At 59.8% G+C, this 25,228-nt stretch carries 20 protein-coding genes and 9 pseudogenes; 17 read left to right on the top strand and 12 right to left on the bottom strand.

Going from position 1 to position 25,228, the window contains the following annotated elements:
• Positions 1 to 186: 186 nt before the first annotated feature.
• Complete coding sequence (locus tag BHD07_RS12195; RefSeq protein WP_338280358.1) at positions 187 to 753, top strand: Hsp20/alpha crystallin family protein; 567 nt, start codon at positions 187 to 189, stop codon at positions 751 to 753.
• 88 nt (positions 754 to 841) lie between these two features.
• Here the strand turns inward: BHD07_RS12195 and BHD07_RS12190 are convergent.
• Positions 842 to 1,216: pseudogene (locus BHD07_RS12190) on the bottom strand (cupin domain-containing protein).
• A gap of 755 nt (positions 1,217 to 1,971) precedes the next feature.
• Between BHD07_RS12190 and BHD07_RS31900 the strand changes: the two are divergent.
• Positions 1,972 to 2,376: a GFA family protein gene (locus BHD07_RS31900; RefSeq protein ID WP_445190485.1), complete on the top strand. Its 405-nt coding sequence runs from the start codon at positions 1,972 to 1,974 to the stop codon at positions 2,374 to 2,376.
• 32 nt (positions 2,377 to 2,408) lie between these two features.
• On the opposite strand, the gene BHD07_RS12185 is transcribed toward BHD07_RS31900, so the two are convergent.
• A complete protein-coding gene (locus BHD07_RS12185; RefSeq protein WP_338280356.1) occupies positions 2,409 to 2,705 on the bottom strand; it encodes a hypothetical protein in 297 nt (98 codons plus the stop codon).
• A 1,135-nt stretch (positions 2,706 to 3,840) separates the two neighbouring features.
• Here BHD07_RS12185 and BHD07_RS12180 point away from each other — a divergent pair.
• From BHD07_RS12180 to BHD07_RS12160, 5 genes and pseudogenes are all read left to right on the top strand, one after another.
• Positions 3,841 to 4,152, top strand: coding sequence for a hypothetical protein (locus BHD07_RS12180; RefSeq protein ID WP_338280354.1), 312 nt, complete (start codon positions 3,841 to 3,843; stop codon positions 4,150 to 4,152).
• 121 nt (positions 4,153 to 4,273) lie between these two features.
• A complete protein-coding gene (locus BHD07_RS12175) occupies positions 4,274 to 5,347 on the top strand; it encodes a nucleotidyltransferase family protein (RefSeq protein ID WP_338280929.1) in 1,074 nt (357 codons plus the stop codon).
• Positions 5,348 to 5,443: 96 nt separating this feature from the next.
• Positions 5,444 to 5,824, top strand: coding sequence for a hypothetical protein (locus BHD07_RS12170; protein WP_338280352.1), 381 nt, complete (start codon positions 5,444 to 5,446; stop codon positions 5,822 to 5,824).
• Positions 5,825 to 6,049: 225 nt separating this feature from the next.
• A pseudogene (locus tag BHD07_RS12165) lies at positions 6,050 to 6,208 on the top strand (IS21 family transposase); the annotation flags it as partial.
• 3 nt (positions 6,209 to 6,211) lie between these two features.
• Positions 6,212 to 6,340: pseudogene (locus tag BHD07_RS12160) on the top strand (cold-shock protein); the annotation flags it as partial.
• On the opposite strand, the gene BHD07_RS12155 reads toward BHD07_RS12160, so the two are convergent.
• Together BHD07_RS12155 and BHD07_RS12150 are read right to left on the bottom strand one after the other, a co-directional pair.
• Positions 6,282 to 6,692 carry a DUF1810 family protein gene (locus BHD07_RS12155; protein ID WP_338280350.1) on the bottom strand — a complete coding sequence of 137 codons (411 nt, stop codon included), beginning with the start codon at positions 6,690 to 6,692 and terminating at the stop codon, positions 6,282 to 6,284. The pseudogene BHD07_RS12160 and the gene BHD07_RS12155 sit on opposite strands and share 59 nt — an antisense overlap.
• 282 nt (positions 6,693 to 6,974) lie before the next feature.
• On the bottom strand, positions 6,975 to 7,898 hold the full coding sequence (locus BHD07_RS12150; RefSeq protein ID WP_338280348.1) for a LysR family transcriptional regulator: 924 nt from the start codon (positions 7,896 to 7,898) through the stop codon (positions 6,975 to 6,977).
• Positions 7,899 to 8,000: 102 nt separating this feature from the next.
• On the opposite strand from BHD07_RS12150, the gene BHD07_RS12145 reads away from it, so the two are divergent.
• Positions 8,001 to 8,666, top strand: a complete 666-nt coding sequence (locus BHD07_RS12145; RefSeq protein WP_338280346.1) for a DUF924 family protein — start codon at positions 8,001 to 8,003, stop codon at positions 8,664 to 8,666.
• 241 nt (positions 8,667 to 8,907) lie between these two features.
• Here the strand turns inward: BHD07_RS12145 and BHD07_RS12140 are convergent, their stop codons facing one another.
• Positions 8,908 to 9,288: a hypothetical protein gene (locus tag BHD07_RS12140; protein WP_338280344.1), complete on the bottom strand. Its 381-nt coding sequence runs from the start codon at positions 9,286 to 9,288 to the stop codon at positions 8,908 to 8,910.
• Positions 9,289 to 9,772: 484 nt separating this feature from the next.
• On the opposite strand from BHD07_RS12140, the pseudogene BHD07_RS12135 reads away from it, so the two are divergent.
• The 3 genes and pseudogenes from BHD07_RS12135 to BHD07_RS12125 form a co-directional block, all read left to right on the top strand.
• Positions 9,773 to 10,009 (top strand): annotated as a pseudogene (locus BHD07_RS12135) (DUF1488 family protein); the annotation flags it as partial.
• Positions 10,010 to 10,099: 90 nt separating this feature from the next.
• Positions 10,100 to 10,285 (top strand): Na+/H+ antiporter NhaA, encoded by a 186-nt coding sequence (locus BHD07_RS12130; protein WP_445190484.1) that lies wholly within the window; start codon positions 10,100 to 10,102, stop codon positions 10,283 to 10,285.
• A 779-nt stretch (positions 10,286 to 11,064) separates the two neighbouring features.
• Positions 11,065 to 11,310, top strand: coding sequence for a hypothetical protein (locus BHD07_RS12125; protein ID WP_338280341.1), 246 nt, complete (start codon positions 11,065 to 11,067; stop codon positions 11,308 to 11,310).
• Between the two features lie 566 nt (positions 11,311 to 11,876).
• On the opposite strand, the pseudogene BHD07_RS12120 reads toward BHD07_RS12125, so the two are convergent.
• Positions 11,877 to 12,307, bottom strand: a pseudogene (locus tag BHD07_RS12120) (SAM-dependent methyltransferase).
• Between the two features lie 1,357 nt (positions 12,308 to 13,664).
• Here BHD07_RS12120 and BHD07_RS12115 point away from each other — a divergent pair.
• A complete protein-coding gene (locus tag BHD07_RS12115; RefSeq protein ID WP_338280339.1) occupies positions 13,665 to 14,960 on the top strand; it encodes a cation:proton antiporter in 1,296 nt (431 codons plus the stop codon).
• Between the two features lie 540 nt (positions 14,961 to 15,500).
• Here the strand turns inward: BHD07_RS12115 and BHD07_RS12110 are convergent.
• Positions 15,501 to 15,692, bottom strand: a complete 192-nt coding sequence (locus BHD07_RS12110) for a CsbD family protein (protein ID WP_248447829.1) — start codon at positions 15,690 to 15,692, stop codon at positions 15,501 to 15,503.
• A 1,023-nt stretch (positions 15,693 to 16,715) separates the two neighbouring features.
• Here BHD07_RS12110 and BHD07_RS12100 point away from each other — a divergent pair.
• Positions 16,716 to 17,297: pseudogene (locus BHD07_RS12100) on the top strand (dienelactone hydrolase family protein).
• Positions 17,298 to 17,556: 259 nt separating this feature from the next.
• Here the strand turns inward: BHD07_RS12100 and BHD07_RS12095 are convergent.
• A pseudogene (locus BHD07_RS12095) lies at positions 17,557 to 17,945 on the bottom strand (ISL3 family transposase); the annotation flags it as partial.
• A gap of 539 nt (positions 17,946 to 18,484) precedes the next feature.
• Between BHD07_RS12095 and BHD07_RS12090 the strand changes: the two are divergent.
• Genes BHD07_RS12090 through BHD07_RS12075 form a run of 4 tightly spaced genes read left to right on the top strand, consistent with a single transcriptional unit; the run spans position 18,485 to position 22,331 of the window.
• Positions 18,485 to 19,345, top strand: a complete 861-nt coding sequence (locus BHD07_RS12090; protein WP_338280337.1) for an FAD binding domain-containing protein — start codon at positions 18,485 to 18,487, stop codon at positions 19,343 to 19,345.
• Complete coding sequence (locus BHD07_RS12085; protein WP_338280336.1) at positions 19,345 to 19,821, top strand: (2Fe-2S)-binding protein; 477 nt, start codon at positions 19,345 to 19,347, stop codon at positions 19,819 to 19,821. Before BHD07_RS12090 ends, BHD07_RS12085 begins: the two co-directional genes overlap by 1 nt.
• 2 nt (positions 19,822 to 19,823) lie before the next feature.
• Positions 19,824 to 22,076, top strand: a complete 2,253-nt coding sequence (locus tag BHD07_RS12080) for a xanthine dehydrogenase family protein molybdopterin-binding subunit (RefSeq protein WP_338280927.1) — start codon at positions 19,824 to 19,826, stop codon at positions 22,074 to 22,076.
• A gap of 9 nt (positions 22,077 to 22,085) precedes the next feature.
• Positions 22,086 to 22,331 (top strand): MoaD/ThiS family protein, encoded by a 246-nt coding sequence (locus tag BHD07_RS12075; RefSeq protein WP_324765002.1) that lies wholly within the window; start codon positions 22,086 to 22,088, stop codon positions 22,329 to 22,331.
• Positions 22,332 to 22,478: 147 nt separating this feature from the next.
• Here the strand turns inward: BHD07_RS12075 and BHD07_RS12070 are convergent.
• The 4 genes and pseudogenes from BHD07_RS12070 to BHD07_RS12055 all read right to left on the bottom strand — a co-directional run bounded on the left by BHD07_RS12070 (position 22,479) and on the right by BHD07_RS12055 (position 24,989).
• Positions 22,479 to 22,792, bottom strand: a pseudogene (locus BHD07_RS12070) (type II toxin-antitoxin system RelE/ParE family toxin).
• Positions 22,789 to 23,028 (bottom strand): type II toxin-antitoxin system ParD family antitoxin, encoded by a 240-nt coding sequence (locus BHD07_RS12065; protein WP_324765001.1) that lies wholly within the window; start codon positions 23,026 to 23,028, stop codon positions 22,789 to 22,791. The pseudogene BHD07_RS12070 and the gene BHD07_RS12065 overlap by 4 nt, the downstream one beginning before the upstream one ends.
• Before the next feature lie 482 nt (positions 23,029 to 23,510).
• Positions 23,511 to 24,208 (bottom strand): annotated as a pseudogene (locus BHD07_RS12060) (nucleotidyl transferase AbiEii/AbiGii toxin family protein).
• Positions 24,209 to 24,371: 163 nt separating this feature from the next.
• Positions 24,372 to 24,989, bottom strand: coding sequence for a type IV toxin-antitoxin system AbiEi family antitoxin domain-containing protein (locus BHD07_RS12055; protein ID WP_338280334.1), 618 nt, complete (start codon positions 24,987 to 24,989; stop codon positions 24,372 to 24,374).
• Positions 24,990 to 25,228 lie beyond the last annotated feature (239 nt).

Genomic DNA, 25,228 nt, shown 5'->3' with positions numbered 1-25,228 from the left:
TCCCCTCAAGCCTGCTGAAACTGCTTCACCCCCGGCAAAGGCCCAAGGGAACTTAAGCTCACATCTGGAGTTCGGAGTGCGCGCTGGGCGGCGTCGCTTTCGCAGTGCTGCCGGTCCCGCGCCGACTGGGGCGCGCCCAGAGCTAACCTCCAGGAGCCCCCAGCCCAGCCCCAAAGGAGGAAAATAATGGCACGGAATCCCTTATCCCCCTTCCAGCCAGGTTTGACCGAGCGCGGCTTTGGCGATCCGTTCCTCTCCCTGCATCAGGAGATGAACCGTCTGTTCGACGATGTCTTGCGCGGCAGGCCCTTGCAGCGCGGCACGCAAGAGGCCGGCAGGATGATGCCGGAGATCGACGTGAGCGAAACGGAAAAAGAAGTGCGAATATGTGCCGAGCTGCCCGGAGTGAAAGGTGAAGATATCGACGTTTCGCTTAACGACGATACGCTCACCATCCGCGCCGAGAAAAAATTCGAGCGCAAGGACGATCAGGAGAATTTCCACTTCAGGGAACGCTCCTACGGCACGTTCCAGCGTTCGTTGCGACTACCCTACTCAGTAGATCCCGAAAAGATCCGGGCAGACTTTGCCGACGGCGTGCTCACCTTGGCGTTGCCCAAAGGAAGGGAGCAAGAAAAGAGTCGCAAGATTCAGGTGCAGCACAGCGGTCATCAGGAGATCACCTCAACGTCTGGCAGGCGATCCGACAAGCAAGGCGAAGGACAACAAGCTGGCACATCCGGGAAAACATGAGGGAAGCGACACGGCAAGGACCCAAGCAGATGTCACGGGATTTCGCGCGGAAAGCCATCCCTAACCGCTCATAGACGTCATCCGGCTTTCACCGGTCGACAAGGGTGATGTTGACCACCACCGCTGTTGTCTGATCGCACCAGCACGCATTCGAGCACATTGTTGGGACCGGCATAGATTTTATGGTGCGTCACGAAGGTCGACCTAGCCCAGCCTCGGCTACATATGCGCACCGTGGGCGGCTTCGCGCCTTGCGGCGACCACGAAGATGGCGCTTTCAGCGGCCCATGGGGTCCACGCCGGTCTTGGGAGTGGGCGCCGACCCCCGTGATTGATGGCCGCCTGCCGATACATGCCCGGAGTCTGCGCGGGTGTTGTCATCGAGCTGGTCCCCTTGACGACGCTTCCACCGATCCTCTCCGTGACCGTGGTCATGATCGTGATGATGAGGGTGATCCGACATTCCGGACCCCCGATGTTCGACATGTGCGACGGCCGATACCGATCGAGAGGCATTTGAAGAAATTTCTCGCCACCGTTCAGCGCGACGGCATTCGCAGCTTCCTAGACGAGCCGGTGCAAAAGCTACATTAGCGGCTCGATCGGCGCAACTCGGCAAATAGCTGCCAATAGCACCTACAAGAAGCCCCTGGCTGGCAGGTGCTGTGAGTTCTTCGCTTCGTTAGGGTCAGTTTTTCATTTCGCCCGACACCATCGAGATGGGCTTCTCGCTGGCGCGCCGTTGACAGAAGATCGAAAACGCCCGGAGGAACGCTTCGGCCATGACTCGATTTGCCGACTCCCCCGGCCTTGGCGACCTTCACCGTCACGGTAGGGTGCCGACCTACTACGAGAAGGTTTTCCTAAATCCCGGTGTAGGAGCCAGCCGCTTTCTGGGAAAGACGGCGACCCCATACGAATTTTCTTCGATGATGGAAGCGAACCGGTGATCTCGACGATTACCGGACGGCGAACCGTAGCGGAGCCGTCCGGATCGTCGGAAAGAACCCCCAGATCGCCAAGTGGTTTCAGAGACACTTCAAGGAGGGCGACATCGTCCATGGCGGCGTGATCGACGCTCACAGCATTCTGCTCCTGGCCCCGTAAGTTGCCGGCCAGCAAAAGCAGAGAGCAGCCCGATTGACTGTGCCGCGCATAGCAATATCGTCTCGCGAACGCAACTGCGGGCCTCTGGGAAGCCCGCCCCCGGTTCAGGAGATGGTGATGATAGCAGGTGGCTGTTTGTGCGGTGCGGTGCGCTACGAGTGCGAGGGTGATCCGGATTGCTCATTGGTCTGCTATTGTCGGGATTGCCAAAGGGCTTCCGGTTCGGGCCATGTCCCCGCGATGAGCATGCCACGCGAGAGGGTAACGATTAGCGGCGCGACAAGAAGCTACGCGGCTCCGGGAGGGAGCGGGAAGATGACGGTCCGCCACTTTTGCCCCACCTGTGGCAGTCTTCTCTTTAGCACGCCCGAGGTCATTCCCGATTTCGTGAACATCTACGCGGGCACGCTCGACGATCCCTCAGTGTTCAAGCCGACCTGGTCATTCTTTCGGCACAGCCATGCTCCCTGGGATCGAGTGCCAGACGACTTGCCAGAGCTACCGGTTTCCACCTGACATGACAGTCCAGATCGGACACGGCGTGCGCCTCACCCGAGATACGATTGTCTGCCGAAACCCAGTTTCCGCAGGACCACTTGAGCACGCTCGAAGGCTGCTATGAGCGCGCGTTCAGCCTCGATCAATTGTTGCATGAGCATGCAGCGCTGTTTGGCGATTATTCGAGATTTGGATAGAAGTGCGTCCAGCTCTGCGGGCGGCGCCTTCTGCGCCTGACGTTCAACCCATTCCTGCAGGAGAGCCCGTCCTCGGCTGTCGAGTTCGCGCCTTCGCTGGCGAAGCCGGTCGGCGTGGCATTGCGCCTTGTTGTACTGTTTGAGCGCCATCGCGGCTTCAAGCCTCAACCGCATCGGGAGAGGCCTGGCAACCGGACCTGCGTTTCCCATAATACCGCTCCGCTTGCTCACGGGCCCCCATTCGACCGAAAAGGCATACCTATTGGGCGTGTCGCTGTCATCACTAGAACGGCAGACCTCTGGAGTGCGATGGCAGCTCTGCCTCAGAGGCGTAAGGCGAAGGCTCACCAGGGGCGACAACTTCGGCGTCAGCAACGCGTCGCCTGGCGATCGCCGATGGTTCCTGCGATAGGCCGTTCCGCCCATTACGGGATGTCTGTGACTGGCGTTCGCTTGGCAGCTACTCAGCGGAACTATTGCTGGCGAGCTCGGGTTTTCTAGAGATCCCAACTTCGAGCCTCTATCGCCACGGAAGGGCTGCAACTCCGCGGCGCCCAAACTGAAGGACGAGTCCTATGAGGTACAAACTGAGATTTCGTCCGCCCGCACCCGGAGCGACGCGGCAAGGCTCATTCTGCGCGCCAGTTCCGGGGTCGTTGGAGAGTGCTGAAGTTGTGAACAGGGCGGCGATTGCAAGTAAGGGGGCGGCTCTTGGCCATAGCCTACGGGCTTCGGACCGTTACTGTTGTTCTGGCAACTCGTCTGGACGGATCACAAGCGTTCTTCCGACGTCAGGAGCAGGCTCGACCATCTCGCTGTCGCCGACTGCTGGCGGCTTCAGAACTCCGTGCAATCATCAAGTTTTTCTGTGAGCGTCCCCCGATTGGCGCTGGCGATAGCATCTTCGACGTGGTGTCGCCAACCGTCCGAAACGTCCGCGAAGCTGCCGTTCGGGATCTCTGCCAAGCGACATCCTTAATGCGATCCGGCGGCATTGGTTCAAAGTGAAACAACCGTAAAGAAAGCCCGCGTTTGCAGGAACTCGCCGGAGTTATAATTTTTTCGCAAAAACATTATAACAGAGCGCAGTTTTGAGCGACGCTGTGGGTAAATCGCCGGGGAGCTTGCGTTTCCAATGTCCGCCATATCCTACGCTAGCGCAATGTGAGCATAAAGCGGTTGCCGGTCGTCATGGAATACAGGCAGCGTAGCTAGAACCAGCATCGGTCGGCGAACCGAAAATGCTGGTGACAAGTTCTCGCCAAGTCCTCGACGGATATTCGACATGGATTCCCATGCCGTCATCGAAACGCTGCCCGTAACCGGAGACGAACGAGCCGCGCTCATGGAGATAGCCAACCGCGCGTTCGAAAAGGTCGTCGATCGGGTCGAACCTGAGATTGAAAGCCTGACCCGCAAGCTGTGGGACCCTGTCGACTACATCGACAACCACTTTTTTAAGGAGGGGATGCTGCCGATGACGCTGGGTTATTCCGACTACCTCATAGATGCTTTCCTCGTGCATCATGTTATCGCCCTGGCTGTGCGGGCCGCAGGCAGAGCCGTCATCAAATTGAACTTAACGACATCCACTTAACCCCGGGAAACCGGAGTTTATTTTCCCCGCCCAAGCACCGGCTTGACAAAGCCCCTGCTTGACAATGAAAAGCGATGTTATAATGTTTTCGCAGGAACATTATAACGAGGGGCATTTGGAGATGCGGGAAATGGACCTTGTATTCCGCACAATGTTCGCGGAGTTGGCTCAACAGTCTCTCGACGCGCAGTTTCACGCCGACTTCCCGCTCGAGGGCCGCTTCGTCACGGTCCCCGTGAAGGGCAAGGACTACTTCTATTTCGACATCCCTACTCCCGAGGGAAAGGACAAGCGGAGCTATGTCGGCCCCGCTGCCGATTCCGAGATCGCGGCTCGTGTCCAACGACACCGGGACATCAAGGACAACATGCGGGAGCGGCGGCGATTGGTTTCGACGTTGATACGATCGGGTGGCATGTCGGGTCCTGATCGGTTCGCTGGCGATGTGACAAAGGCGCTCGCTGACGCGGGTTTCTTTCGCCTGCGTGGCGTCCTCGTCGGATCGGTCGCCTATGGCTGCTATTCGGGCGTCCTTGGCGTGCGACTGCCGACGACGGCGATGCAGACTGGTGATGCCGACCTGGCAATGGATTTTGCGATTTCGCAGGAGGACGATGACAGCCTGCCGCCAATCTTGGACATCCTGCACGGGGTTGATCCGTCGTTTCGGGCGGTCCCACATCAGGCCGACAAGGCGCGGGTGACTGCGTTCGTCAACCGGAACAACTACCGGGTGGAATTCCTGACGAGCAACCGGGGATCGGATGAATACACGGGCAGGCCCTCGCCCATGCCTGCCCTCGGTGGCGCATCGGCAGAAAGCCTCCGGTTCCTCGACTACCTGATCTACGAGCCTGTCAGGACCGTGCTGCTGCATAGGGAAGGCGTGAGCGTGAATGTCCCGGCTCCCGAGAGGTATGCGGTCCACAAGCTTATCGTGGCCTCTAGGCGGCTCACAGACGCACTCGGGAGGGCGAAGCGGGCAAAGGACCTCTTGCAGGCGGCAACGCTCTTCGAGGCCATGCTGCTAACTCGGCAGGGCGTCGCTCTGGCGGACGCATACCAGGAGGCATGGGATCGCGGGCCGTCGTGGCAGGAAGGGCTTGCGGCTGGCCTCGCCCTGATGCCTGATGATGGGAAGGAAGCTCTTGCGGACGCCCTTGGCGTGAAACCGGAAGAACTCGGCAAGCACTAGGGACATGACAGGGGAAATCGCGCCCACGGACTACCCCGGCCTCGCTGGCTTGTGCTGGAACAGGGATGCTGCTCGGCCCATCGATCGGGAGACGGCATGGGCGCTGTATCGGGAACTGGCGTTCATCTGGCAGACGATCTGACGGATGACGAGCGGGCTTTGATCGAAAGCCTTGAGGTCGAATTCGGGGATGGAGAACGACTGCTCGGTACGGACGGCCCGCCGCGCATTCGCTCGTCGGGAGTCCACACCGGAGGAGCGTCCGAAATTCTCGGCATTGACCTCGTGCTGCTTGAAAGAAGGAAAAATGCAGGGGTCCTTCCCTACCGAGAGACGGAGGGCAAAATCACGTTCAACTTCTTCCACGTCCTCGAATTGAAGAAGAAGGAGGATGTGCAGAACGCTGCGCTGCTCGAAGCCAGCAGGCTCATGGAAACCCTCGAGCCGCCCCGCCAGAAGGGTCCCCGCAAGCCTTAAATCCTGTTCCGCTCGCTACCTAGAAATGCCGATCGTCGTCGGACCCACAACTCAAATCCGAGGTCTCCGTGCGAGTTTGTTAAGTTCCCAGACCAACGTCCAAATAAGGACCAGGAAGACGAACGTGCCGAAGGTGAGACCTGCAACAAAACCGCTATCACGGTCACCCAGCAGGTCGCGCTTGTATCGAACGGCCGGCATTCGTAGCAGCGCAAGCGGCATGGCCAGGTACGGCAATGGCGGCGAGAGCTAAAGGCACAGAACCGAGCGACGGTCCGCTTCGAAACGGCGCCGGGCCATCAGATGCAGATCGACTTCGGTGACACGAAGGTGTGGATCGGCGATGAGCGGGTACGGATTCACCTGTTCGTGGGGACGCTGGGCTAGGATGTGTTTGTCCATGTCTCGGCGGTGCTGTCGGGCGTGCCTCTGAGAGATAGCGCGAAGGTAAGCTACGTTATCGGTCAGGATTGCACGGCCGGAAAGTCGAAAGCGGAAGACGTTCGCGCGATTTGAGCGACCTCTGTGGGACGCGGCGGGTCGTTGCCGCCGCCAATGAGTTCGAGGGTACGATGATCTGGTTCGCCGGCAGAGAAACGCTCAAGAGCGAGCCGGAATCGTTCCCCGTCCTCCGCTGCAGCTTGAACAGCGTCATCGACGAGCGGAATTTCAGCTCGTCGGGCGAGCCGAAAATCTCGTGGGCGGAACGGTCAGATACCCCGAGGACCGCATTGACCGCCAGCGCCAATCTATCGGCAAGCACGGGATGTCGGAGATAAGCCCGAGCCTCCTCGATAGAGCCGATGCCGTAGAAGTTCGCGGTGTGAGACCGTCCAAGCGCACGCAGTTGCGCGAAGATGAACCACATCCAATGGGTTTCTCCAAGGACACCGATACTGGCGCTCAGAATGAGAGTTGCCGCGTCGCTCCGGTGCGGACGCCAATGGGGCGCGCACAGAAAGCTTCGATGATTGCGCCGGAGTTCTGAAGCCGCCAACAGCCAGCGACACCGAAGTGTTCGAGCCCGCTCCTGACGTCGGAAGAACGCCCGTGATCCGCCCAAGCGAGTTTCCAGAACAACAATAACGGTCCGACACTCGGTAGGCGATGCCCAATCTTACCTGCCACTTACTAGCGATTTCGCTCGCCTTCATGCAATGGAGCAGCTTTGCCGCCCGGCCCGCCCGAGCACCTCTAGAAGCCAGACGAGACCGTCATCCATCAGCGCCGCCTTTGGCGCAACTGCCTGGACGCTCCCCACGGGAAGGTCCAGCGGCAACTTTGCGGTGGCAATGGCGAACCGCCCCGCGTGCATCTCAATGAAGCGCTTCGGCAAAACCGAGACTAGCTCGGTTTTCACGACGAGATCGAGCGCCAACATGAAATTTGGCACGGCGAGCGCCACCCGGCGGGAAAGGTTACGGCTTTCGAGCAGTCGATCGACGAGGCCGGTGGGATCGCCCCGGGGCGCGACAAGCAGGTGCTGCATGCGGCAATAGTTTTCGAGCGTCGGGTTTTGCAGGAACGGGTGGCCGATCCGCGCCGCGACCACGAATTCTTCCTCGTAGAGCGTTTGGGCGGCAAAACGGGCCGGCAGCTCGTAAAATGGCGCGACCGCGACATCGATCAGCCGCCCATCGAGGTCGGTAATCGCCGACTCCATCTGCATGTGCCGTACGACGATGTCGATAGCCGGCGCCGTGCGGGCGATTTCGTCAAGCAGCGGTGGCAGGAATACCGAGAAACCGTCGGCAGTGCCGATGGTGAACCGGCGGCGGGAGCGCTCCGGATCGAACGGTTCCGCGCTGGAGACAACGCTTCTCACCCGCGCCAGAATGTCGGCGATCGGCGCCGCCAGCTCCTTGGCGCGCTCACTCGGTACCACACCCTTCGGTGTCTTGAGGAAGAGCGGATCATTGAGCAGCCGGCGCAGGCGGCCGAGACCGTGGCTGACGGCGGAGGCGGAGAGGTTCAGTCGCGCGGCCGCGCGGCCGACATTCCTTTCCTCGAGCACCGTTTCGAACAGTACCAGCAGGTTGAGATCGGCGCGAGAAAGATCGACCTGGTTCAGCATAATCCTGCAATCATATCACTTCATTCAGTATCGGCAACGGCGTATCTCTCTCTGCAATGGGCTAGGCGACGTGGCCTCGCCGCAACTCAAGCGGAGGAAGATATGAACGACTTCAGCTGGTATATCGAATCCCTGACGCTGCGCAGTCTTCAGCCAACCGAGGCGCAAAGCCCCGCCCCGACCCCGACAGACCCAGCCTTCAACACGCGGCTGCGCAAAGCGCTTGCGGCGCCGGACGAAGCGGCTGCTGTAATCGCGTTCTGGCGCCAGGCCGGGCCGGCACGCTGGTTTGCCAAGAACGGCGAATTCGATCGCGCGTTTCGCGAACGTTTCCTCGCTGCCCACGAGGCGGCTGCGCGCGGGGAACTTTTTAAGTGGACGGCGTCGCCGGAAAAGACGCTGGCGCTGCTCATTCTCCTCGATCAATTCCCGCGCAATGCCTTTCGCGGCACACCGCGCATGTACGACACGGACTCCCTGGCGCTCGGCATTGCGCGGGCCGCCGTCGACGCCGGCTACGATCTCGAGGGGCCGCCAGATCTGCAACTCTTCTTCTATCTCCCCTTCGGCCATTCTGAAAGCCGCGCCGATCAGGAACGATCGGTCGAGCTTGCCCAGCGCCTGGGCGAGCCGAGCCTTTCCCACGCCAAGCGTCATCGGGACATCATCCACCGCTTCGGCCGCTTCCCGCACCGAAACGAGATACTCGGGCGGACGTTGACAGCGGAGGAGCAGCAGTTTTTGGACGAGGGCGGGTTTGCGGGATGAGCCCTGACAGGCACGCGGGGGAAGTCCCGCCGAAGACGGAAAAGAGCTTTCCCAGTAACGCCGCTCTTTTCCTTGCGCCGGCAGCTGAGCTTTTGTCGCTCTGTTGTAAATGATCCAAGCATCGGGATGTTCGAAGGAGAACTGCTCCGCAAAAGGGATTCATTGAGCCGGCGGCGAGGTCCACTGCAACCGATGTGAACGATGCGGCCGATCCAACTACCAGATGCTTAGTCGCAGCCCGCTAGAGCAACTCATTACGGTCCTTGGTCGCCTTTGCCCGCCGTCTCGTGCCACTCGTATCGTTGTCGCGCCTGCCCTTCGTGCCGGCGCGGCCTGGTCTGTCAATTGCGCCGCCTTCCCTATCCCATTCCTCAAGCGAATTCCTCATACGCGCCGCGGAAGCAGGACCCGGGATATCCACGTCGAAACCTGCCGCGGATGCTTCGCTGATGATTGCATCCAAAAGGTCGGCATCTGAAATATCAAGATCAGGGAAGACGCGCCGCACCGCCCCGAGGGCTTCAGAAGTCGCAAATGGCCGGGCTTCTTTCTGACACGCGCTGAGAAAGGCGCTGATCGCCGAGCGCACCTCAGGCGAAATTTTGCGGGAGTGCTTTCTCATCGTCACCTCCCCGTGCATGATGGCTTGGAATGTAAACGCTGCCTGCGTCCGGATGTTCCTAGTTCCGCGCGACCACCCACTTGATCTTGGCGGCCTGTGGATCAGTTCGACGGAGCCTTCTCGCAGTCCTAACGGCGGACCGAGCCGGCCGATCGGTTCAGTGGGACTCACCTTGTGTTATCCGAATTAAAGATACCGAAGACCTTGTTTAAGGCCCACTTGAGGGACACCTACACAACTTGTTGATTTAGCTGAGGCACTCGATCTGGCTTCCCGCCCTCAGAGGACGGCTATTCACCACGAGTTTCGATACAAACGTCTCGCGCCGGTCCGGCGCGGGAACTCGCTTCGTTCGTAATGGCAAGGACACCAAGCTAGCCAAGAACCGGCGCGTGCTGGGAGCCCTAACAGAACGGCGGGACGTTGGATCCGCGCGTCTGGGCGTCGGGCGAAACAGAGGCACGCTGATTGTGACGCTGTTATTGACGGTATGTTCGAAGTGCGGTTCTTCGTCGAGGCCGACGCGGTGCTCACAGCCGATGCCGAATTGGGCAGATCGGAAATCCCGGAATCGAAGCTCCTACCTGCTTTCGACGCATCGCGTGCGTCCATCCACGATGTCGCACGCAAGGCCTACTGCAGTGGCCGCCGCGATCCCTACACCCGGATGTCCGCTAAGATCAACCACATGCTGATCCGTCACAGCCCCGAGACGCATTAAATACCAGCGGATCGGCAAGCGCGTTGCCAATCTGCTCTTCAGTTTCCTCGCTGTGCAACTCCGCTTCGGGACTCGTTTAGACGAGTCCCGTTGAGCCTGTTGACGGCGGGAAGCCTGCTGACCAGTATCGGCTTCACCATCTCTCTATCCATTGCCGACCTTGCTTTCGACCCGGAGCGTCCGAACTCCGTCAATCTCGGCATCCTCGGTGCCTCCGTCATCTCGGCAGCTCTTGGTTTCCTGTTAACCTGGCAGGTTTCTCCGGGCAGACGTTAATGCAGTTCGCTGTGACGGAGGGTTCATGGCGAAGGCGGTCTCTCGACTATCTGTTCCGCGACCGCCCCCACGGAAAAAGACCAGCACGCGTAGTAGAAGCTCTGAAATGCCCAACGCGCGCAATAAACTCTGAACTGCTCGAAGCGCGCGTTAAATACGGCGGTGGCGCGGGCTTCGCCGATAGGCTCGATCGGAATCCTCGGATGCAAGGGATGTTATCGTCGGCCGCTTCGCTCGGAGTCGACTCGTCGTGCGAAACCTTTCACGCTTTGATCGATAACAAAGACCCGGTCGCCATTGCGCATGTCCGTTAAAGCATGCATGCTGCTAGCTTCAGCAGGCGGATCAAGGGCACTGCTGCTTCGGGGCCTTGGTGTCCTGGCCCCAACGAAAGGAGGACAGCATGTCTTCCGACCTCCACCTTAACAGTACAGCTCGTAATCTCGTCAGCGTCAGCGGGTTTGGATACGGCGCGAACGCTCGGCTTCGGCAGATGCGTGAAGGCGAGCCCGCAGCCGCACCACGCATCAAGCGGTTCAAGTCAGCAGCACCGGGCGCGAGGCTCTCCTTCCTCCGAGTTGGAACGCTTCGTCCTTGCTGACTGGACGCAGGGGGCTGGCGATGCCGACCATTGAAAGTCAACCAACTGAAAATGCAGGAGGACCTGATGGCCAAAGGCCAGGCAAGAAGGGAGCTGAAGCCCATTGAGCAGCAGCAGCGCCTTGACAGACGTATGAGGCTCTCCCGCGACACTCTCTTTGTAACCAACGAGCGAACCCATGGCGACATTTGATTACAGTGCCGGCGCGGGACTATATCCCTGCAAGACGGTAAGAAGAACGAGCCAGCTTCGGTACAAGCGCTTTGATTCAGTTGCTGAAGCCCTTCGCTTTGCGATCGAGGACATGCCGGCATCCATGCTCCGCGGCACCGTTTTGGAGGTCGAGGAGACCCGTTATAATAGCCAGCAGATGCGAACGCTTTACGAAGCCGACGCGTACCCTCTGCCGCGGCGGGACATGTGATGCCACGCCGTCGAGCGGCTCCCGGAATGCCGGTTTGGGGGCATCGACATCTCTGCTGTGGAATGCGAAGGATGAATTCGATTGTCGCGGGTCAGAAATCCGGCTTCGAGCTCGAGCGCCGCGACAAGACCTCCGTATGCAGCTCCGCGCTGCATGACGCCATTAACCGCTGGTGACCACGGGTGTACGACAAGACGCTTATGAGAGCAGGATGATGTCCGGCTCTTTTCGCTTTACATTTGGTCAGGCGTGACGGCGAGGAGTTAGCGCCCTCGCCTCATTGGTCGCAAGCGGCCGAATATCTTGGTATCGCACCAGGGATCTTCTCCCTGTGTCTGACCACGAGATTCCGCCGGTATCTTGGCACAAGAAAATGTAACCCGAGCCTGGCGAGGCTTTACGACAAATGGCAGCGCGAGCATGGCCAGGCTGACCATCTATGCCGAGCGGGTCGAGGCGCGGCCGGCCGTACAAAAGACACTCGGGGCAGAGGGGTTGGCTTAGTACCTGACCTGACGCAGAATTTGGGCGTCGTACGAAATCCGAACGTCGCGGGACCGTGACGATCAATCGTTTACCGAGAGCTTGCGCAGGGGATCGCCTCCGTCGATGAACAATTGTCCTTCCGGCGTCAACGCCGCCGCAATACGACGTTTCGCCCGTCGCCCACTTCCGGATGACGTCCATCCAATGCACCGACGCGCACGGCGACTACGATATCGTACGGCATCTCACCCGGTTCCAGCTCGAAATCCTCGGCGGCAACGTGGCGCAAGCTCAGCCTTCCCGACTCGATTTCCGACTGGGATGCGGCTCGTGCCTGCGCGATCGCCCTGGCGGATCGGTCGATGGCGAGAACGTGCCCGTCGCCAATCCGGCCCGCGATCTCGCGGGCCATTGCACCGGGCCCGCAGCCGATCTCCAGCACCCGCATGCCCCGCCGCAGCGGCAGCGCATCCACTATGGCGAGAAGTCGCGACGACAGGTCTTTAGCCACTCAACTCTCCTTCGCCCGGCTCGCCAGGCACTGTATCCACGCGCGTGCGGCTCACAGATGGCGACGCAGGACCAGAGCGGTGGCATCCCTCGATCTAACGCAGGGCGCCGCCCTTCTCCGCACGCCGGCAAGCTGAGCCTTGGTCGCTCCGCAAGAACAAGAAGTCAATTGGGATAGTCGGTTCCTTGTCGGATCGCCTCCAGATCGATATCCCTACGACTGCGTCCGATGCTTGCTGAGATCACCAACGCAATGGAGAGCGCGGCCTGGGACATGGCCGGCCTGCGGGGCTCGCTCGCGATGTCACCGCCCAATAAGCTTCGGCCCGAAGCTCCATGCACCTGGGCCCGTGAAGACGAGGAGCAGGCCAAAGCAGTAAAGAACGGCTGCGTTTCCGCCGTTCAGCGCTGGGCCTCCAGCCCTGCAAAAGACGTATCGGACCTTAGTCTTGGCTCACTGCCGGCAAAGGTCTTAAGCGGGTGGCCGAACGAAACCTTCGTTGCATAGTCGGAGTTGTCACACCCGAGCGGCACCCTCGTCAGCCGTTCGGTGAGTGATGGCCTCAGAACTGCCTATATCGTCCCTTCTCGGCCGCCCTGAGGCTTTTCCGCCATAGCGCGCCGACGCAGAGCCTTACGACGGACACCCGGGAGGAATTGCCTGATGCGCGACAGAGACGATCACGGCCTACCTGAACAGAGAGCATCCAACGGCCTGCCCGTGGGCATAATGCTCATCTCGATGTTGACGATGGCCGTTTACCTGATCGTCGGAGGCGCGTTCATAGATAAACGAAAACGAGATGTCTCGATGTATGTCCCCCGGGCATACGACGCGAGTGCAACCGCTCCTACTAAGGCCGCGCGACTTCCTTGAAGCACTTGTCCCAGCGGCCCGAGAGCCACCTCGTGCCTTGGTATTCCACTGCCCTCACGCGACTAGGATTTGCCTCCCTCAGGGCGGCGTATTCATTCGCCCCTGGGCCGCGCTACCTTCGTCGTCTCCGGCTCGCCGGAACGGATGCCGACATCCTGCCGATGTCGGACTTATGCCTCGGTGCGTAGAACTGATGTCACCTACAGCTGATTGAGGTTTTTCACCCCGCCACCTCCGCAGCTTGGCGACTTCACGGCCGGAACGCCGAGGTCCGGCCAAGTGCAACGTAGCCCGTACTGCATTTACGCCCCCTCGCCCAAAGGACCGAGCCGACGATCGCTTCCTAATTCGCGTGGCCGGCGCGTTTCGGCGCCTCTGGCGGCGCTCACCTTTTGGAACCATCAGGCTCGCAACTCCTTCTCACGACACGGCAAACTGAAACCGCACGGCTCAGCCTGCGGGAATCGATGAGACGGCCAATATGGAGCGCTACTATATAATAGCACTTGGACTATTCGGGATCGTGGTGCTGCTGACGGCCTGGATCCCCATGGCCTTTCGTCGACTGCCGCTTTCGCTGCCCATCTTCTGCATCGCTATTGGCATACTGGTTGGACAGACCGTCTTTAATCCGATCGGCCTATTAGGCTCTTTCGACAGCCGGCATATCATTGAACGTATGACGGAGTTCACCGTCATCGTCGCGCTTATGGGCGCGGGATTGAAGATTGATCGCCCGGTCGGTCTTCGTAGCTGGGCGCTCACCTGGCGACTCCTCGGTGTCGCAATGCCATTGAGCATCGCCGCGATGGCCGTTGGCGCCTCCTGGATACTTGAACTTGGAGCTGCTTCGGCGATCCTTCTGGCGGCCTGTCTTGCGCCGACCGATCCAGTGCTCGCCAGTGACGTCCAGGTGGGGCCGCCGCAGACTGGAACAGAGGACGAAGTCCGGTTCGCACTCACATCTGAAGCTGGCTTAAACGATGGCCTCAGTTTCCCTTTCGTATATTTGGCGATCGCAATCGCACTTGCCCACGAGGAACCTGACTGGTTTTCTCATTGGCTCCTTCTAGACGTCGTATGGCGGCTATTCGCAGGCGTCCTGATGGGATGGATAATCGGCAAATTGCTTGGTTTTGCCACGTTCTATCTCCCAAAGGGGGCCGCGCTCGTGCGCACCGGCGACGGCTTTGTCGCCTTGGGGATCACCTGCCTCGCTTATAGCTCTACCGAACTCGTCCACGGCTACGGGTTTGTGGCCGTCTTCGTCGCGGCCCTTTCCTTCCGTACCGTTGAACGGCACCACGAATTTCACAGAGAGCTTCATGACTTCTCCGAGCAGGTCGAAAGACTGATGATGATGGTGCTTCTCGTCTGCTTCGGCGCGGCCGTCAGTGTAGGCCAGCTTGTCGACGAACTCGACTGGCGCTTGGTTTCATTCGCGCTTTTCATCTTATTGATTGTCAGACCGGCCGCCGGTTGGCTTAGCATGCCCTCAGCCCTACCGCAGGAAGAAAGAGCCGCGATTGCCATTTTCGGTATCCGCGGGCTCGGCTCAATATATTATCTTGCGTTCGCAACGGGCATGGCCAATTTCGAAGAGGTGGGCAGGCTCTGGTCTGCTGTTGCTCTGATCGTCCTTATATCCATCGTCACCCATGGGCTGACCGTCACGCCGACGATGCGCTGGCTCGACCGTCGCCGGAAAACGGTTTCTTCCGGTAAGGCCGATCAGCCGGAGCTTCGGCCCAAAGGAGATCAGCGAGATCTCCCTTAGCCGATGGCCTACGAGCGTGTGGCTGAGTCGTCGAAGGCCGTTCAGGTCCCCTCCCAAAGCGCATGTTGAAGCCCTGGTTCGCCGAGCCCTTCAGAACGCCTCCGGAAGAAGCTCGGTTTCTGACACAAGCGGAGACTTGGTAGGGTTGCTACTTCGTTCATCCCGCGGCTATCCTGACGCCGGTGGGAGCCAATGCAGGAACCCGCGAGGCGCAAATGGAGGCGCTTACTGCCAACAGGCCGCTAGGGCAGCCCGAAGAGGTTGCAGCCATGGCGGCTCTGCTGGCGTCGATGAATGCTCCTACATCATCGACACTGACTTGAACGTCGATAGCGCGATTCCCACAGGGTCGATCGCCCATCCAGACCGAAGGTAAATTCATAAGCGATGAGACTGCCGCCTTTAGTGGGGCCTCAATCGCTGCCGAGCGTGTCTAATCGCCTTCGAGGGAGCGGCCGTATCGGCTTTCCTTTGCTCACAAGGAGAAACCTGTTCCGGCAGGGCGCAGAACAGGTTCGCACCAACCGAAGCTTCAATGCTTTAAGTCTTGTCGACAGCGTTCTTAACTGCGTCCTTTAGCTTTCCCTTGGCTTGCTGGGCACCGCCCTTTGCCTTTTGCGCCGCGCCTTTGGCGCGGAGCGAGTTGTTGTCGGTTGCATCGCCTGCGGCCTGCTTGGCCTTACCAGCGAGCTCATTGGCCTTGCCGGCCACTTTGTCCTTTGCACTGCCCATGCGGGGTCTCCCGATTTGGAGGACGCGACTTGCGCCCCCCCAGGCGCTCGAACGAGCGGCTCGGCGCTTTGTTCCCATTTGATCTGGATCAGGCGGCATACATCAGCACCAGGCTGCGTCCCTCCAGCCGTAAGCTTTGGTTTCACCGACATCCTCGCCCTGCACCTGAATCCGAAGTGGTCAGGACGTCGTTCCGTGCGTTGCGGCCAAAGGACCAAGGGCGCTGGCGGGTGCTGCGGCTATTATGGGGACTTGGTATTACCGATGCGACTTGCTCAGTAAGCGTGGCTTGGTGACCGCCTACCGGCGCTGCCTTGGAGTGGGATAATGTCCACCGTCGAAAACTCCAGGCGTCAGCAGAGCCCTGCCGGACGCGCAGATTGGGCTGTCAGCTAGAGCATCGCGCCGCAGAGAAGCGGACCCTGGACCGCCCTCTCTCAGCAAAGCGCTCTTCTGAGCGGGACCGCCTCACCTCCCCTGCGCCAGCGACCAGGCGATAACAATGATGTCGTCACGCCCGGCGGTCGGACGCTCCTTGTCGAACGCCATCCGGGGCCCGATGCGCAAGTCGACAGCCCTCACGGTTCCGGCTCGGAATTGCGAGGCGGCATGCCTTCCTGGCGCGAAGTCTGGCGAGACCGGCATAGGCTAAAGCTACGAGCTGATGAACGGCAGCACGAACGCGGTGATCGTCACCGGCGCCAGCAATGGTTTGCAGCAAGCTGGTGCTATTCGTGATCAATACCAGCGACCTCGGCCGTACCAGCCACCCCCGAGCAGCAATACGATCAGAACGATGATGAGTAATGTGGTGATATCCATTTGAGATCTCCTGAGCAGCGACACCTTTCACCTCTGGGATCCTGAGAACGCTAGGATGCCCCTTCGTTCCTACGGTCGAGGAGCCGTTTCAGGCGCTGAATCTGTCGCCGAAAGGCGTTACTCCTAAGCGTGTGCGTATTCTTCCCGGCGAGGCAATGACGCTGTAGGGTGATGAACGTGCAGCCTACCCCCGGAGTTCCAATGACCGAAATCTTGCTGTTCCATCACGCACAGGGGCTGACCCCGGGTGTGCGCGCGTTCGCCGACGACTTGCGGGCCGGTGGTCACATCGTGCACACGCCGGACCTGTTCGACGGACGCACGTTTCAGAGCATCGACGAGGGTCTTGCCTACATCGCTGAGATCGGGTTCGACGAAATGCGCGAGCGCGGCGTCCGCGTCGCCGACGAACTGCCTCCCGCGCTCGTCTACGCTGGGTTCTCGTTCGGAGTGCTGCCGGCGCAGAAGCTTGCACAGACGCGGGCCGGAGCCCGCGAGCACTGCTCTTCTACTCTTGCCTGCCGATCAGTGGCGAGTGGGCCTTCGGACCCTGGCCGGATGGCGTCGCGGTCCAGGTCCATGGTATGGAGAACGATCCGATCTTCGTCGGCGTTGGGCGACATCGACGCCGCCCGCGAGATTGTGGAGAAGGTCGAGGACGCAGAGCTGTTCCTGTATCCCGGCGATCAGCACTACTTCGCCGACAGCTCACTTCCGTCATGCGACGCGAATGCGACCGCGCTACTCACCAACCGAGTGCTTGAATTCCTGGACCGCGTCTGAGTTAGGCGGCTATGCCGCCGTGAAGGCGTCGTTCTAAACAGTTTGGCTGAAAGGGATCGGAACTGTAGAGCCGCTCGGGATCAGCGCCGGTTCCCCGTGATACATTATGCGATCTTCGTGGCCCAAAGAGTGAACATCACAGCAACAAGGCTTGCCGGGCTCGTGGAAGAACAATTCTGTCCGGCCCTTAAAACGCGTCCACGCTTGGGTCTGAAAACGACAGCATTGAGCCCATGCCGGCCATTCGAGCTGCATTCATGACGGCCGAATGACGCTCGAGATCGACCATGATCGTGCCGTACCGCAAGGAATGCCGCCAGCTCCAATCATCAATGCCCACGACCCGAATATTGTCTTTCTGTATGGACGCCGGATTATCGCGCTTCAATTGCCGCAAGATCGTGTCGTTCCTGACCGGCATGCCAAGCCGATGCATCAAGTTCACCCCGGCGACCACCCATCCTGTGGCCAATCAACCCGACAATCTCAGCCATCCGTTCAATTCGTCGCATGTAGGGCGAAGCAATCTCGGGCAACCTGTCGGTGAGGGTCGGTCGCCTGCATCTTCGGTCTCTACACTGCCACCGGTTCAGTGCGTTTCACAACTCGACCCTGAACAGGCAAGTCCTGGCGGCGGCGGTTATGCCAGCAATCCGATGGCGGGCGATGGTCGCGGTCTTCACCCATAACGTGGAGACAGACATCTCCATGAATGGCGAGGCACAGCGGCCGCGAGCGCGAAACCATCGTCTTCAGCCGCGAAGGCGGCGATTGGCTCGCTTTTCACGAACACCTGTCCAAGTCTCCTTGACTGAGCATTATCAAGAATGCACAGAGGGTATCGCCCCTGACCGCCATTTTTGGGCGGCAGCCGTAGTTCCCGGTACCGAGCCACCGTTTCCTGCCGCTCGGCCTCACTGCGGAGTGGTTGCTGTTGTCTTACGGTAGCGCCATTTGCCGCTGCCATCCTCAAGCCGATCAATGCCATATCTCGGAGAAGGTGGCCATCGGGCAAGGAGGACCATAGATAAGGCCGAGAACGAGACGCTGGCTTGCAAGCAGCCAATGCATCCCGTAGCGTTGATAGCAGAGTTTCGGGTCTTAGCTCCACAACAAGACGTACCCGCAGTATCCCATGGGTCGGCAGTGTTCGCTTCTGACTCGAGTTGATCACGAGGAGGATTCTATTGCGCTATGTTCGTCCGAGTACGTTGGAGGACGCGGTTGGCCTGTTGGCTGAGGCCTCAGGCAAGGCGGCGGTTCTGGCCGGCGGGAGCGATCTGCTGGTGAGAATGAAGGGCGGCTTTGTCGAGCCTGAACTCATCATCGACATCAAAGCCATAGACGCCCTGGGCCACATTACCGAAAGCGACGAAGGTTTCGTCATCGGAGCCGCCGTGCCATGCGCAGTCCTCAGCGAAAATGCGGCGCTCCGAGGAGCATGGCCTGGAGTGGTAGAGGGAGCCAATCTCATTGGCTCCAAGCAAGTACAGGGGCGTTGCACCATCGTCGGGAACCTCTGCAATGCGTCACCTGCGGCTGACAGCGTGCCGGCATTGGTGGCGGCGGGCGCCAAGGTTCTGATCAGAGGACCGGCCGGCTCGCGCACGATTGCCGTCGAAACGGTGCCGGTGGGACCTGGCAGGACATCGCTTGCGCCCGGCGAGATCATCGAGGCGATCCTGCTCGCCAAGCGCCGGCTACGTTCGGGCGACGCCTATCAGCGGTTCACGCCACGCACCGAAATGGACATTGCCGTCGTCAGTGCCGCAGTGAATCTCACCCTTGATGATCAGGGTGTCGTCCAATCCGCGCGTGTCGCGCTTGGCGCCGCAGCGCCGACGGTGCTCCTCGTCGAGGAAGCAGCCAAGATCCTGGTTGGCTCCCGAGTCGACGATAGAACATTGGACCGCCTTGCCGAGGCATGTTCCGGCGCCTGTCGCCCCATAGACGACAAGCGGGGCACCGTGGAATTCCGAAGGAAAGTCGCGGGAGTGCTGGCCAAGCGGGTCGCACTGACCGCCTATCAACGTGCAGGACAGAAGTGATGGCAGGCATAGCAGTTTCGACGATCATCAATGGCGATAAAGCCGAGTTTCTCTGTCACGCAGACGAGACGTTGCTTGATGTGTTGCGCGATCGCCTGGGGCTTATGGGGGTGAAGGAAGGTTGCGGCACAGGCGACTGCGGCGCTTGCAGCATCATTCTCGACGACCGCCTCGTTTGCTCCTGCCTCGTGCTTGGGGCCGAGGCGGAAGGCCGGCGCATCGAGACGGTCGAGGGCATGGCGCAGGGTGACAAGCTTCATCCGCTGCAACAGAAGTTCCTCGAACATGCCGCCTTGCAATGTGGCATCTGCACACCCGGCTTCCTCATTGCGGCCAAGGATCTGCTGGCCAAGAATCCGGATCCGACCGAAGAAGAAATACGGTTCGGCCTTGCCGGAAATCTCTGTCGCTGCACCGGCTATGACAAAATCGTGCGTGCCGTTCAGGACGCCGCAAGCGTTATGAGAGGAGCATGACCATGAATTTCGATCCCAGCCACTCGACGCGCAGCTTCTCCTCCGTGGGCACCCGACCCATCCGGCCGGATGGAGTCGACAAGGTGACGGGCCGCGCGCGCTACGGCGCGGACTTCAATATGCCGGGCCAACTGGTCGGACGGATCCTGCGCAGTCCGCATGCCCATGCCATCATTCGCAAGATCGACACGTCGAAGGCCGCGCAGCTTCCTGGCGTCAAGGCGGTTTTGACGGCAGCGGATCTGCCCGACCTCACGCATGGCGACGCGGCGATGTATGACATTCTCGACAACTGCATGGCGCGCAAGAAGGCGCTTTACGACGGTCACGCCGTGGCCGCCGTGGCGGCAATCGATGCACGCACCGCCAAGCAGGCACTCAAGCTCATCGAGGTCGAGTATGAACTGCTGCCGCACGTCACCGACGTTGACCAAGCGTTTGCGCCGGATGCTCCGCTCGTCAACGACACGATCTTCACTACGGGCGTTGATCCGAAGCCCGATCGCCCTTCGAATGTCTCGATGCGGAGTCAGTTCGGGCATGGCGAAGTCGATGCCGGCATGGCAAAGGCCGATTTCGTGGTCGAGCGGACATTCAAGACCGAACAGACGCATCAGGGCTATATCGAACCTCACGCCTGTGTAGCCAATGTCAGTCCGGACGGTACGGCGGATCTGTGGGTCTGCACGCAGGGCCACTTTGTCTATCGCCAGCATTGCGCACAACTTCTCGGCCTGGATACCTCCAAGCTGCGCGTGACGTCGTCCGAAATCGGCGGCGGTTTCGGGGGCAAGACCCATGTCTGGGCCGAGCCTGTCGCGCTCGCGCTGTCGCGCAAGGCTGGCAGGCCGGTCAAGCTGGTGATGACGCGTGACGAGGTGTTTCGCGCCTCCGGCCCGACCAGCGCCACGTCGATCGACGTGAAGATTGGCGCATTGAAGGATGGAACGATCATCGCTGCCGAAGCGACACTTCGCTATTCCGGTGGTCCCTATGCCGGATCATGGGCCGAGATCGGCGCCATGACCGCGTTCGCCTGCTACAAGCTCGAGAATGTCAGGACCGTCGGCTACGAAGTGCTGGTAAACCGGCCGAAGACCGCAGCATACCGTGCGCCTTCCGCGCCGATGGCAGCGTTTGCAGTGGAAAGCGCCATCGATGAACTTGCGAAGAAGGTCGGCATGGATCCCGTCGACTTCCGTATCCGGAACGCGGCACAGGAAGGGACCAAGGCTTCTTACGGTCCGGTCTACGGTCCGATCGGCATTGGCCCGACGCTGGAGGCCGCGAAGAACCATCCTCACATGAAGGCACCCCTTGGCAAGAACCAGGGGCGCGGCATGGCCTGTGGCTTCTGGTTCAACTTCGGGGGTCAGACATGTACCGATTTGAACATCGGAATGGACGGCACGGTCTCGCTCGCGGTTGGCACGGTGGATGTCGGCGGTTCGCGTGCATCGCTCTCGCTGGTGGCCGCAGAGGAGCTCGGGATCGACTATTCGCAGGTCAGAACGGTGATCGCCGACACGTCAAGTCTCGGCTACAATGACATGACCGACGGCAGCCGAGGAACGTTCTCATCCTCTATGGCCACAATTTCTGCCGCCCGCAACGCGATCAAAGTCCTCCGCGGGCGTGCGGCGCAGATGTGGGACATTCCGGTCGAGGATGTGACCTGGGAACAGGGCCACGCCGTCGCCAAGGGCGAGACGCATGGAAACCTACCGAAACTCTCCCTGAAGGAGATAGCGGCAGCATCGGGCACCACGGGTGGCCCGATTGCGGGTCACAGCGAGATCGTGGCCGATGGCGCGGGCGTGTCCTTCGCCACTCATATCTGCGATATCGAGGTCGATCCCGAAACCGGCGCGACAAAGGTGCTGCGTTACACCGTGGTGCAGGATGCCGGCAAAGCCGTCCATCCGACCTATGTCGAAGGACAGTACCAGGGCGGCGCCGCGCAAGGCATCGGCTGGGCGCTCAACGAAGAGTATATCTATGGCAAAGACGGCCGGCTGCAGAATGCCGGTTTTCTCGACTACCGCATTCCCGTATGTTCGGACCTGCCCATGATAGACACGCAGATTCTGGAAATTCCCAATCCCAACCACCCCTATGGGGTTCGCGGCGTCGGGGAAACATCCATCGTTCCCCCGCTCGCGGCGGTGGCCAATGCAGTATCCAGTGCAGTCGGCGTGCGGATGCAGCATATTCCGATGTCGCCGCCGCGGATCCTGGAAGCACTCGAAGCGTGAGGCGGTCCGATGGTCGAGGTGACGCTCTGGGGTGCGCTCGCCGCGGCGGCCGAGGGCAACAGCAAGGTCGAGATCGAGGCAAAAGACATCAGGGAACTGTTCAAGAGATTGATCGAACGGTTCCCTGGGCTGGAGCCGCTCATGGATCGAGGCATTGCGGTCGCAATAGATGGAACCATCTATCGCGACACCTGGTCGAAGCAACTACCTGCGGGAGCGGAAATCTATCTGCTGCCGAGGTTGGCGGGGGGTTGACAACGGTTCAAGATGAGCACGGTTTCTGGCCCGGTAAAGGCACTGATGAGGCAACTACGCCTCAAAACCTACGATCGCTCGCCTTGAGTGGATTCGAACCGCAGCCCCACAATCTATCAAGGCCCCGCGGCTGCGGAAAAGTTGCCTTCAATGATTATCCAGCTCCTGCATCCCCTGCGGAATGTCGCGTTTGGCATGAAGCACACGCCAGACGTCGACATGATCTGGCTGGATTACATAGGGATATCGCTTCAGCGAAACGCTCCGCAGATCAGGCAACCCAACTCGTATGCATACCGCAATGATCCGGCCTCCGGATGGCTTGCGATCAGATCATAAGCATCTTCAAGTGCGTCGATGAAGCCGAGAGCGACCTCGGACCCAGCTTCGCGAGGATAGTAATCGACGGCTGCCTCGACATCACTGCGAGCAAGCTCTCGGGGAACAATCGATTTATTCACTTGCTGTGCAGACCACGTGCTCGATCGCGAAGGCTGCTGAAGTAATGCCCATCGACCGGTTCGGACCGTGCGGACGATCCTCCGTCAAGCAAAAGCTGGCGCAGAACAAGACGGTCCTGATCTCGACGGATCAATTCGCGGATATACTCGCTGCTCGTCCCGTAGCCCCGCCTCGCAACCTGCTCATCGACGAAGCTCTTCAAGTGGTCCGGTAGAGAAATGTTCATCGTGCCCATACGAGAGACCATAACGGCAATGGCAAAAATTTGGCAAGATTGGATCGCTTAACTGCCACCACACGGAAAACGGGAAGCCGGTGCACGTTCCCGTCGATACATCATGCGATCTACGGGCACATAAGGTACATTCTATTTTCAAGTGTTGGTGTGGACGGTCTCCGATCCGGCGGCGTACCCTTCACACGTCATTGTTGCATTTGGACTAGATCCTCCACCAAGAGCACCTTATTCAGCGATGGCGCAGGAGTGGCTGGCCAGTTTCCAAGCGAAGCTCCGCTGATTACGATGCCTACCATCTGCGACTACATCCATGGTCGTTTCCTGCCGCAGGATAAGGCGACGTTCGCGGCCCGGATTCTCAATCAGGTCTGGGAGGCAGCGTAGTACGGATTCCCCCGAGGGGATTTCGCAGGTAACGGAATCGTCGAATAGCCGGTCATGCCATTTCTCCACAGTTCGACGGTCTGAAGCCAAGCTCATTATTTTCCCAGCTTCGCGGCGGCAATAGCGTGCGGCATCAGGAATGCGGCAATCTCCACTGTGACGTGCGTCAGATCTCCCGGATTGTGCGCAACGCCTTCGACAAACGCGCGCCATTGCCTTTGCTTTTGAACGTCCTTAGCAAAAGCATCCGTCAAAGCATCTGGTGGGACTTCTGGGATCGGCGTTTCGCGGCGCTCGAAGGTGGCGGCGATTGCGCGCGCCAGCCTGTCACCATCGAAATCAAAGCACCTGCTGAGAAGCCAGATGTCGTAAAAGTCCTTCATCCGGCTGTTCACACGCCCGAGCATGACCATCGCCTGGAACTTTTCGGCGATGACCGTCTCCCGCGCATAGGCCCGGAGTCGTGGCGCTGGGAAATCCAGTATGGAAGGATAGTCCAGCATCTCCGCCCCGGGCTCAAGCGCATCACCAAAGCCAATGTCGATGGTAGGTTGATCCGGGCGCCGCTGATCGAAGCGACCGCTCGTAGCCGGAGCCCACCATACTCCAGCTCTTCGCGGATGCGATCCACCCGCAGGGTGTCGGCATAGAATATGACACCGTCATCAACCTCGTGCGCCAGGAATGCCCGAAATGTCTCCAGCATCGGGTCCGGTTCGGGATCACCAAATCCCAGAAGGTCGAGGTCGCGCGTGCCGCGGTGCGGATCGTCGAACCAGCTCATCATCAGCATGGCGCCCTTCAGCACGAAACGACCAGCATGGGTCGATTGGCTGATCCGAAACAGCAACCGCTCGAGGGCAAAACGCGTCAGAACCAGATCAAAGCTTTGCCCGCTTGCCTTGGCGAGTTGCAGCAGGCGGGCGCGCACCGAGGCGCCGACATTTCTGATTTCCTTAGCCATTGGCGGTCAGTGCCTCGAGATAAGGGCGGATCACGGTGCCGACACCACCGCGTTCGGCTTGGTTAATAATGTCGCCGGGCGTGGCCTTGCGCTGCCGCAGCGCTTCCTGAAGTCCCTCGATCGCCACAGAAAGGCCGATTTTGCCGCGATAGCGGAAGCAATCGGCAATTGTTTTGGCAACTCCAAAAATCTTCACCGTAACGCCTTCAATGACATGGGTTTCGACGCTTTCGTTGAGTAGGCTTCCCGTGAAACGCACAATACGAATTGGTGTGCCATCTGGTTTCGGCGCCCAGTCTTTGCGGCCTATGGCAAGCCACACGTGTTTCGGCAGCTGATCGGTCAGGCCGTGGAATGCCAGAGCTGAAACAAGGCAGACAACGGCTTTCGGAACACGCTTGGCTATCTCTGCCAGACTATGGTTGGCATCGAGCTCGGCATTGGGAAGTTGATAGAGACCCCGAGCAAGCCGCAGCACCTCACCATCCCGTTCCATCCGGCTCATGGTTGCCGCTGTGACACCAGCGTTCCGAAGCTCCGCTAGGCGTGCTATTCCGCGCTCAATGAGCACGGTCCGGGCGATTTGACGTTGAGTGACGGAGCCAGACATTGATACGGAAACTCGGAGAATAGAGCCTATTGTCCGAGGATTTGTATCACCCTTCACAGACTTGAGAAAGCCTCAGTTTGCGCGGTCGGTGACCATGAAGAAAAATTTAGCACTTCTCGACAAAGGACTACTGGGCAGGTCGAGTGACTGCGACAAACCCGAATACATCAAGTCCGGCACGAAGCGGAGGAATTAGCCGGCATCTTCATCGGCAATTACACAGAAACCTACCCCCAGCC

The sequence above is a fragment of the Sinorhizobium sp. KGO-5 genome, assembly GCF_036245905.1.
Classification (GTDB): Bacteria; Pseudomonadota; Alphaproteobacteria; order Rhizobiales; family Rhizobiaceae; genus Sinorhizobium; species Sinorhizobium meliloti_A.
Note: the sequence above shows the minus strand (reverse complement) of the source record. Positions and strands in the feature narration are given on the sequence as shown.

Bases quoted from the DNA above. Each gene is read 5' to 3' on its own strand.
- BHD07_RS12080 (WP_338280927.1), top strand. From the start codon at position 19,824: ATGAATTTCGATCCCAGCCACTCGACGCGCAGCTTCTCCTCCGTGGGC.
- BHD07_RS12195 (WP_338280358.1), top strand. From the start codon at position 187: ATGGCACGGAATCCCTTATCCCCCTTCCAGCCAGGTTTGACCGAGCGC.
- BHD07_RS12055 (WP_338280334.1), bottom strand. From the start codon at position 24,989: ATGTCTGGCTCCGTCACTCAACGTCAAATCGCCCGGACCGTGCTCATT.
- BHD07_RS12155 (WP_338280350.1), bottom strand. From the start codon at position 6,692: ATGTGGTTCATCTTCGCGCAACTGCGTGCGCTTGGACGGTCTCACACC.
- BHD07_RS12065 (WP_324765001.1), bottom strand. From the start codon at position 23,028: ATGGGCACGATGAACATTTCTCTACCGGACCACTTGAAGAGCTTCGTC.
- BHD07_RS12170 (WP_338280352.1), top strand. From the start codon at position 5,444: ATGGGCGCTGTATCGGGAACTGGCGTTCATCTGGCAGACGATCTGACG.
- BHD07_RS12110 (WP_248447829.1), bottom strand. From the start codon at position 15,692: ATGGGCAGTGCAAAGGACAAAGTGGCCGGCAAGGCCAATGAGCTCGCT.
- BHD07_RS12125 (WP_338280341.1), top strand. From the start codon at position 11,065: ATGGCGACATTTGATTACAGTGCCGGCGCGGGACTATATCCCTGCAAG.
- BHD07_RS12115 (WP_338280339.1), top strand. From the start codon at position 13,665: ATGGAGCGCTACTATATAATAGCACTTGGACTATTCGGGATCGTGGTG.
- BHD07_RS12075 (WP_324765002.1), top strand. From the start codon at position 22,086: ATGGTCGAGGTGACGCTCTGGGGTGCGCTCGCCGCGGCGGCCGAGGGC.
- BHD07_RS12185 (WP_338280356.1), bottom strand. From the start codon at position 2,705: ATGGCGCTCAAACAGTACAACAAGGCGCAATGCCACGCCGACCGGCTT.
- BHD07_RS12085 (WP_338280336.1), top strand. From the start codon at position 19,345: ATGGCAGGCATAGCAGTTTCGACGATCATCAATGGCGATAAAGCCGAG.
- BHD07_RS12175 (WP_338280929.1), top strand. From the start codon at position 4,274: ATGCGGGAAATGGACCTTGTATTCCGCACAATGTTCGCGGAGTTGGCT.
- BHD07_RS31900 (WP_445190485.1), top strand. From the start codon at position 1,972: ATGGTGATGATAGCAGGTGGCTGTTTGTGCGGTGCGGTGCGCTACGAG.
- BHD07_RS12150 (WP_338280348.1), bottom strand. From the start codon at position 7,898: ATGCTGAACCAGGTCGATCTTTCTCGCGCCGATCTCAACCTGCTGGTA.
- BHD07_RS12140 (WP_338280344.1), bottom strand. From the start codon at position 9,288: ATGAGAAAGCACTCCCGCAAAATTTCGCCTGAGGTGCGCTCGGCGATC.
- BHD07_RS12145 (WP_338280346.1), top strand. From the start codon at position 8,001: ATGAACGACTTCAGCTGGTATATCGAATCCCTGACGCTGCGCAGTCTT.
- BHD07_RS12180 (WP_338280354.1), top strand. From the start codon at position 3,841: ATGGATTCCCATGCCGTCATCGAAACGCTGCCCGTAACCGGAGACGAA.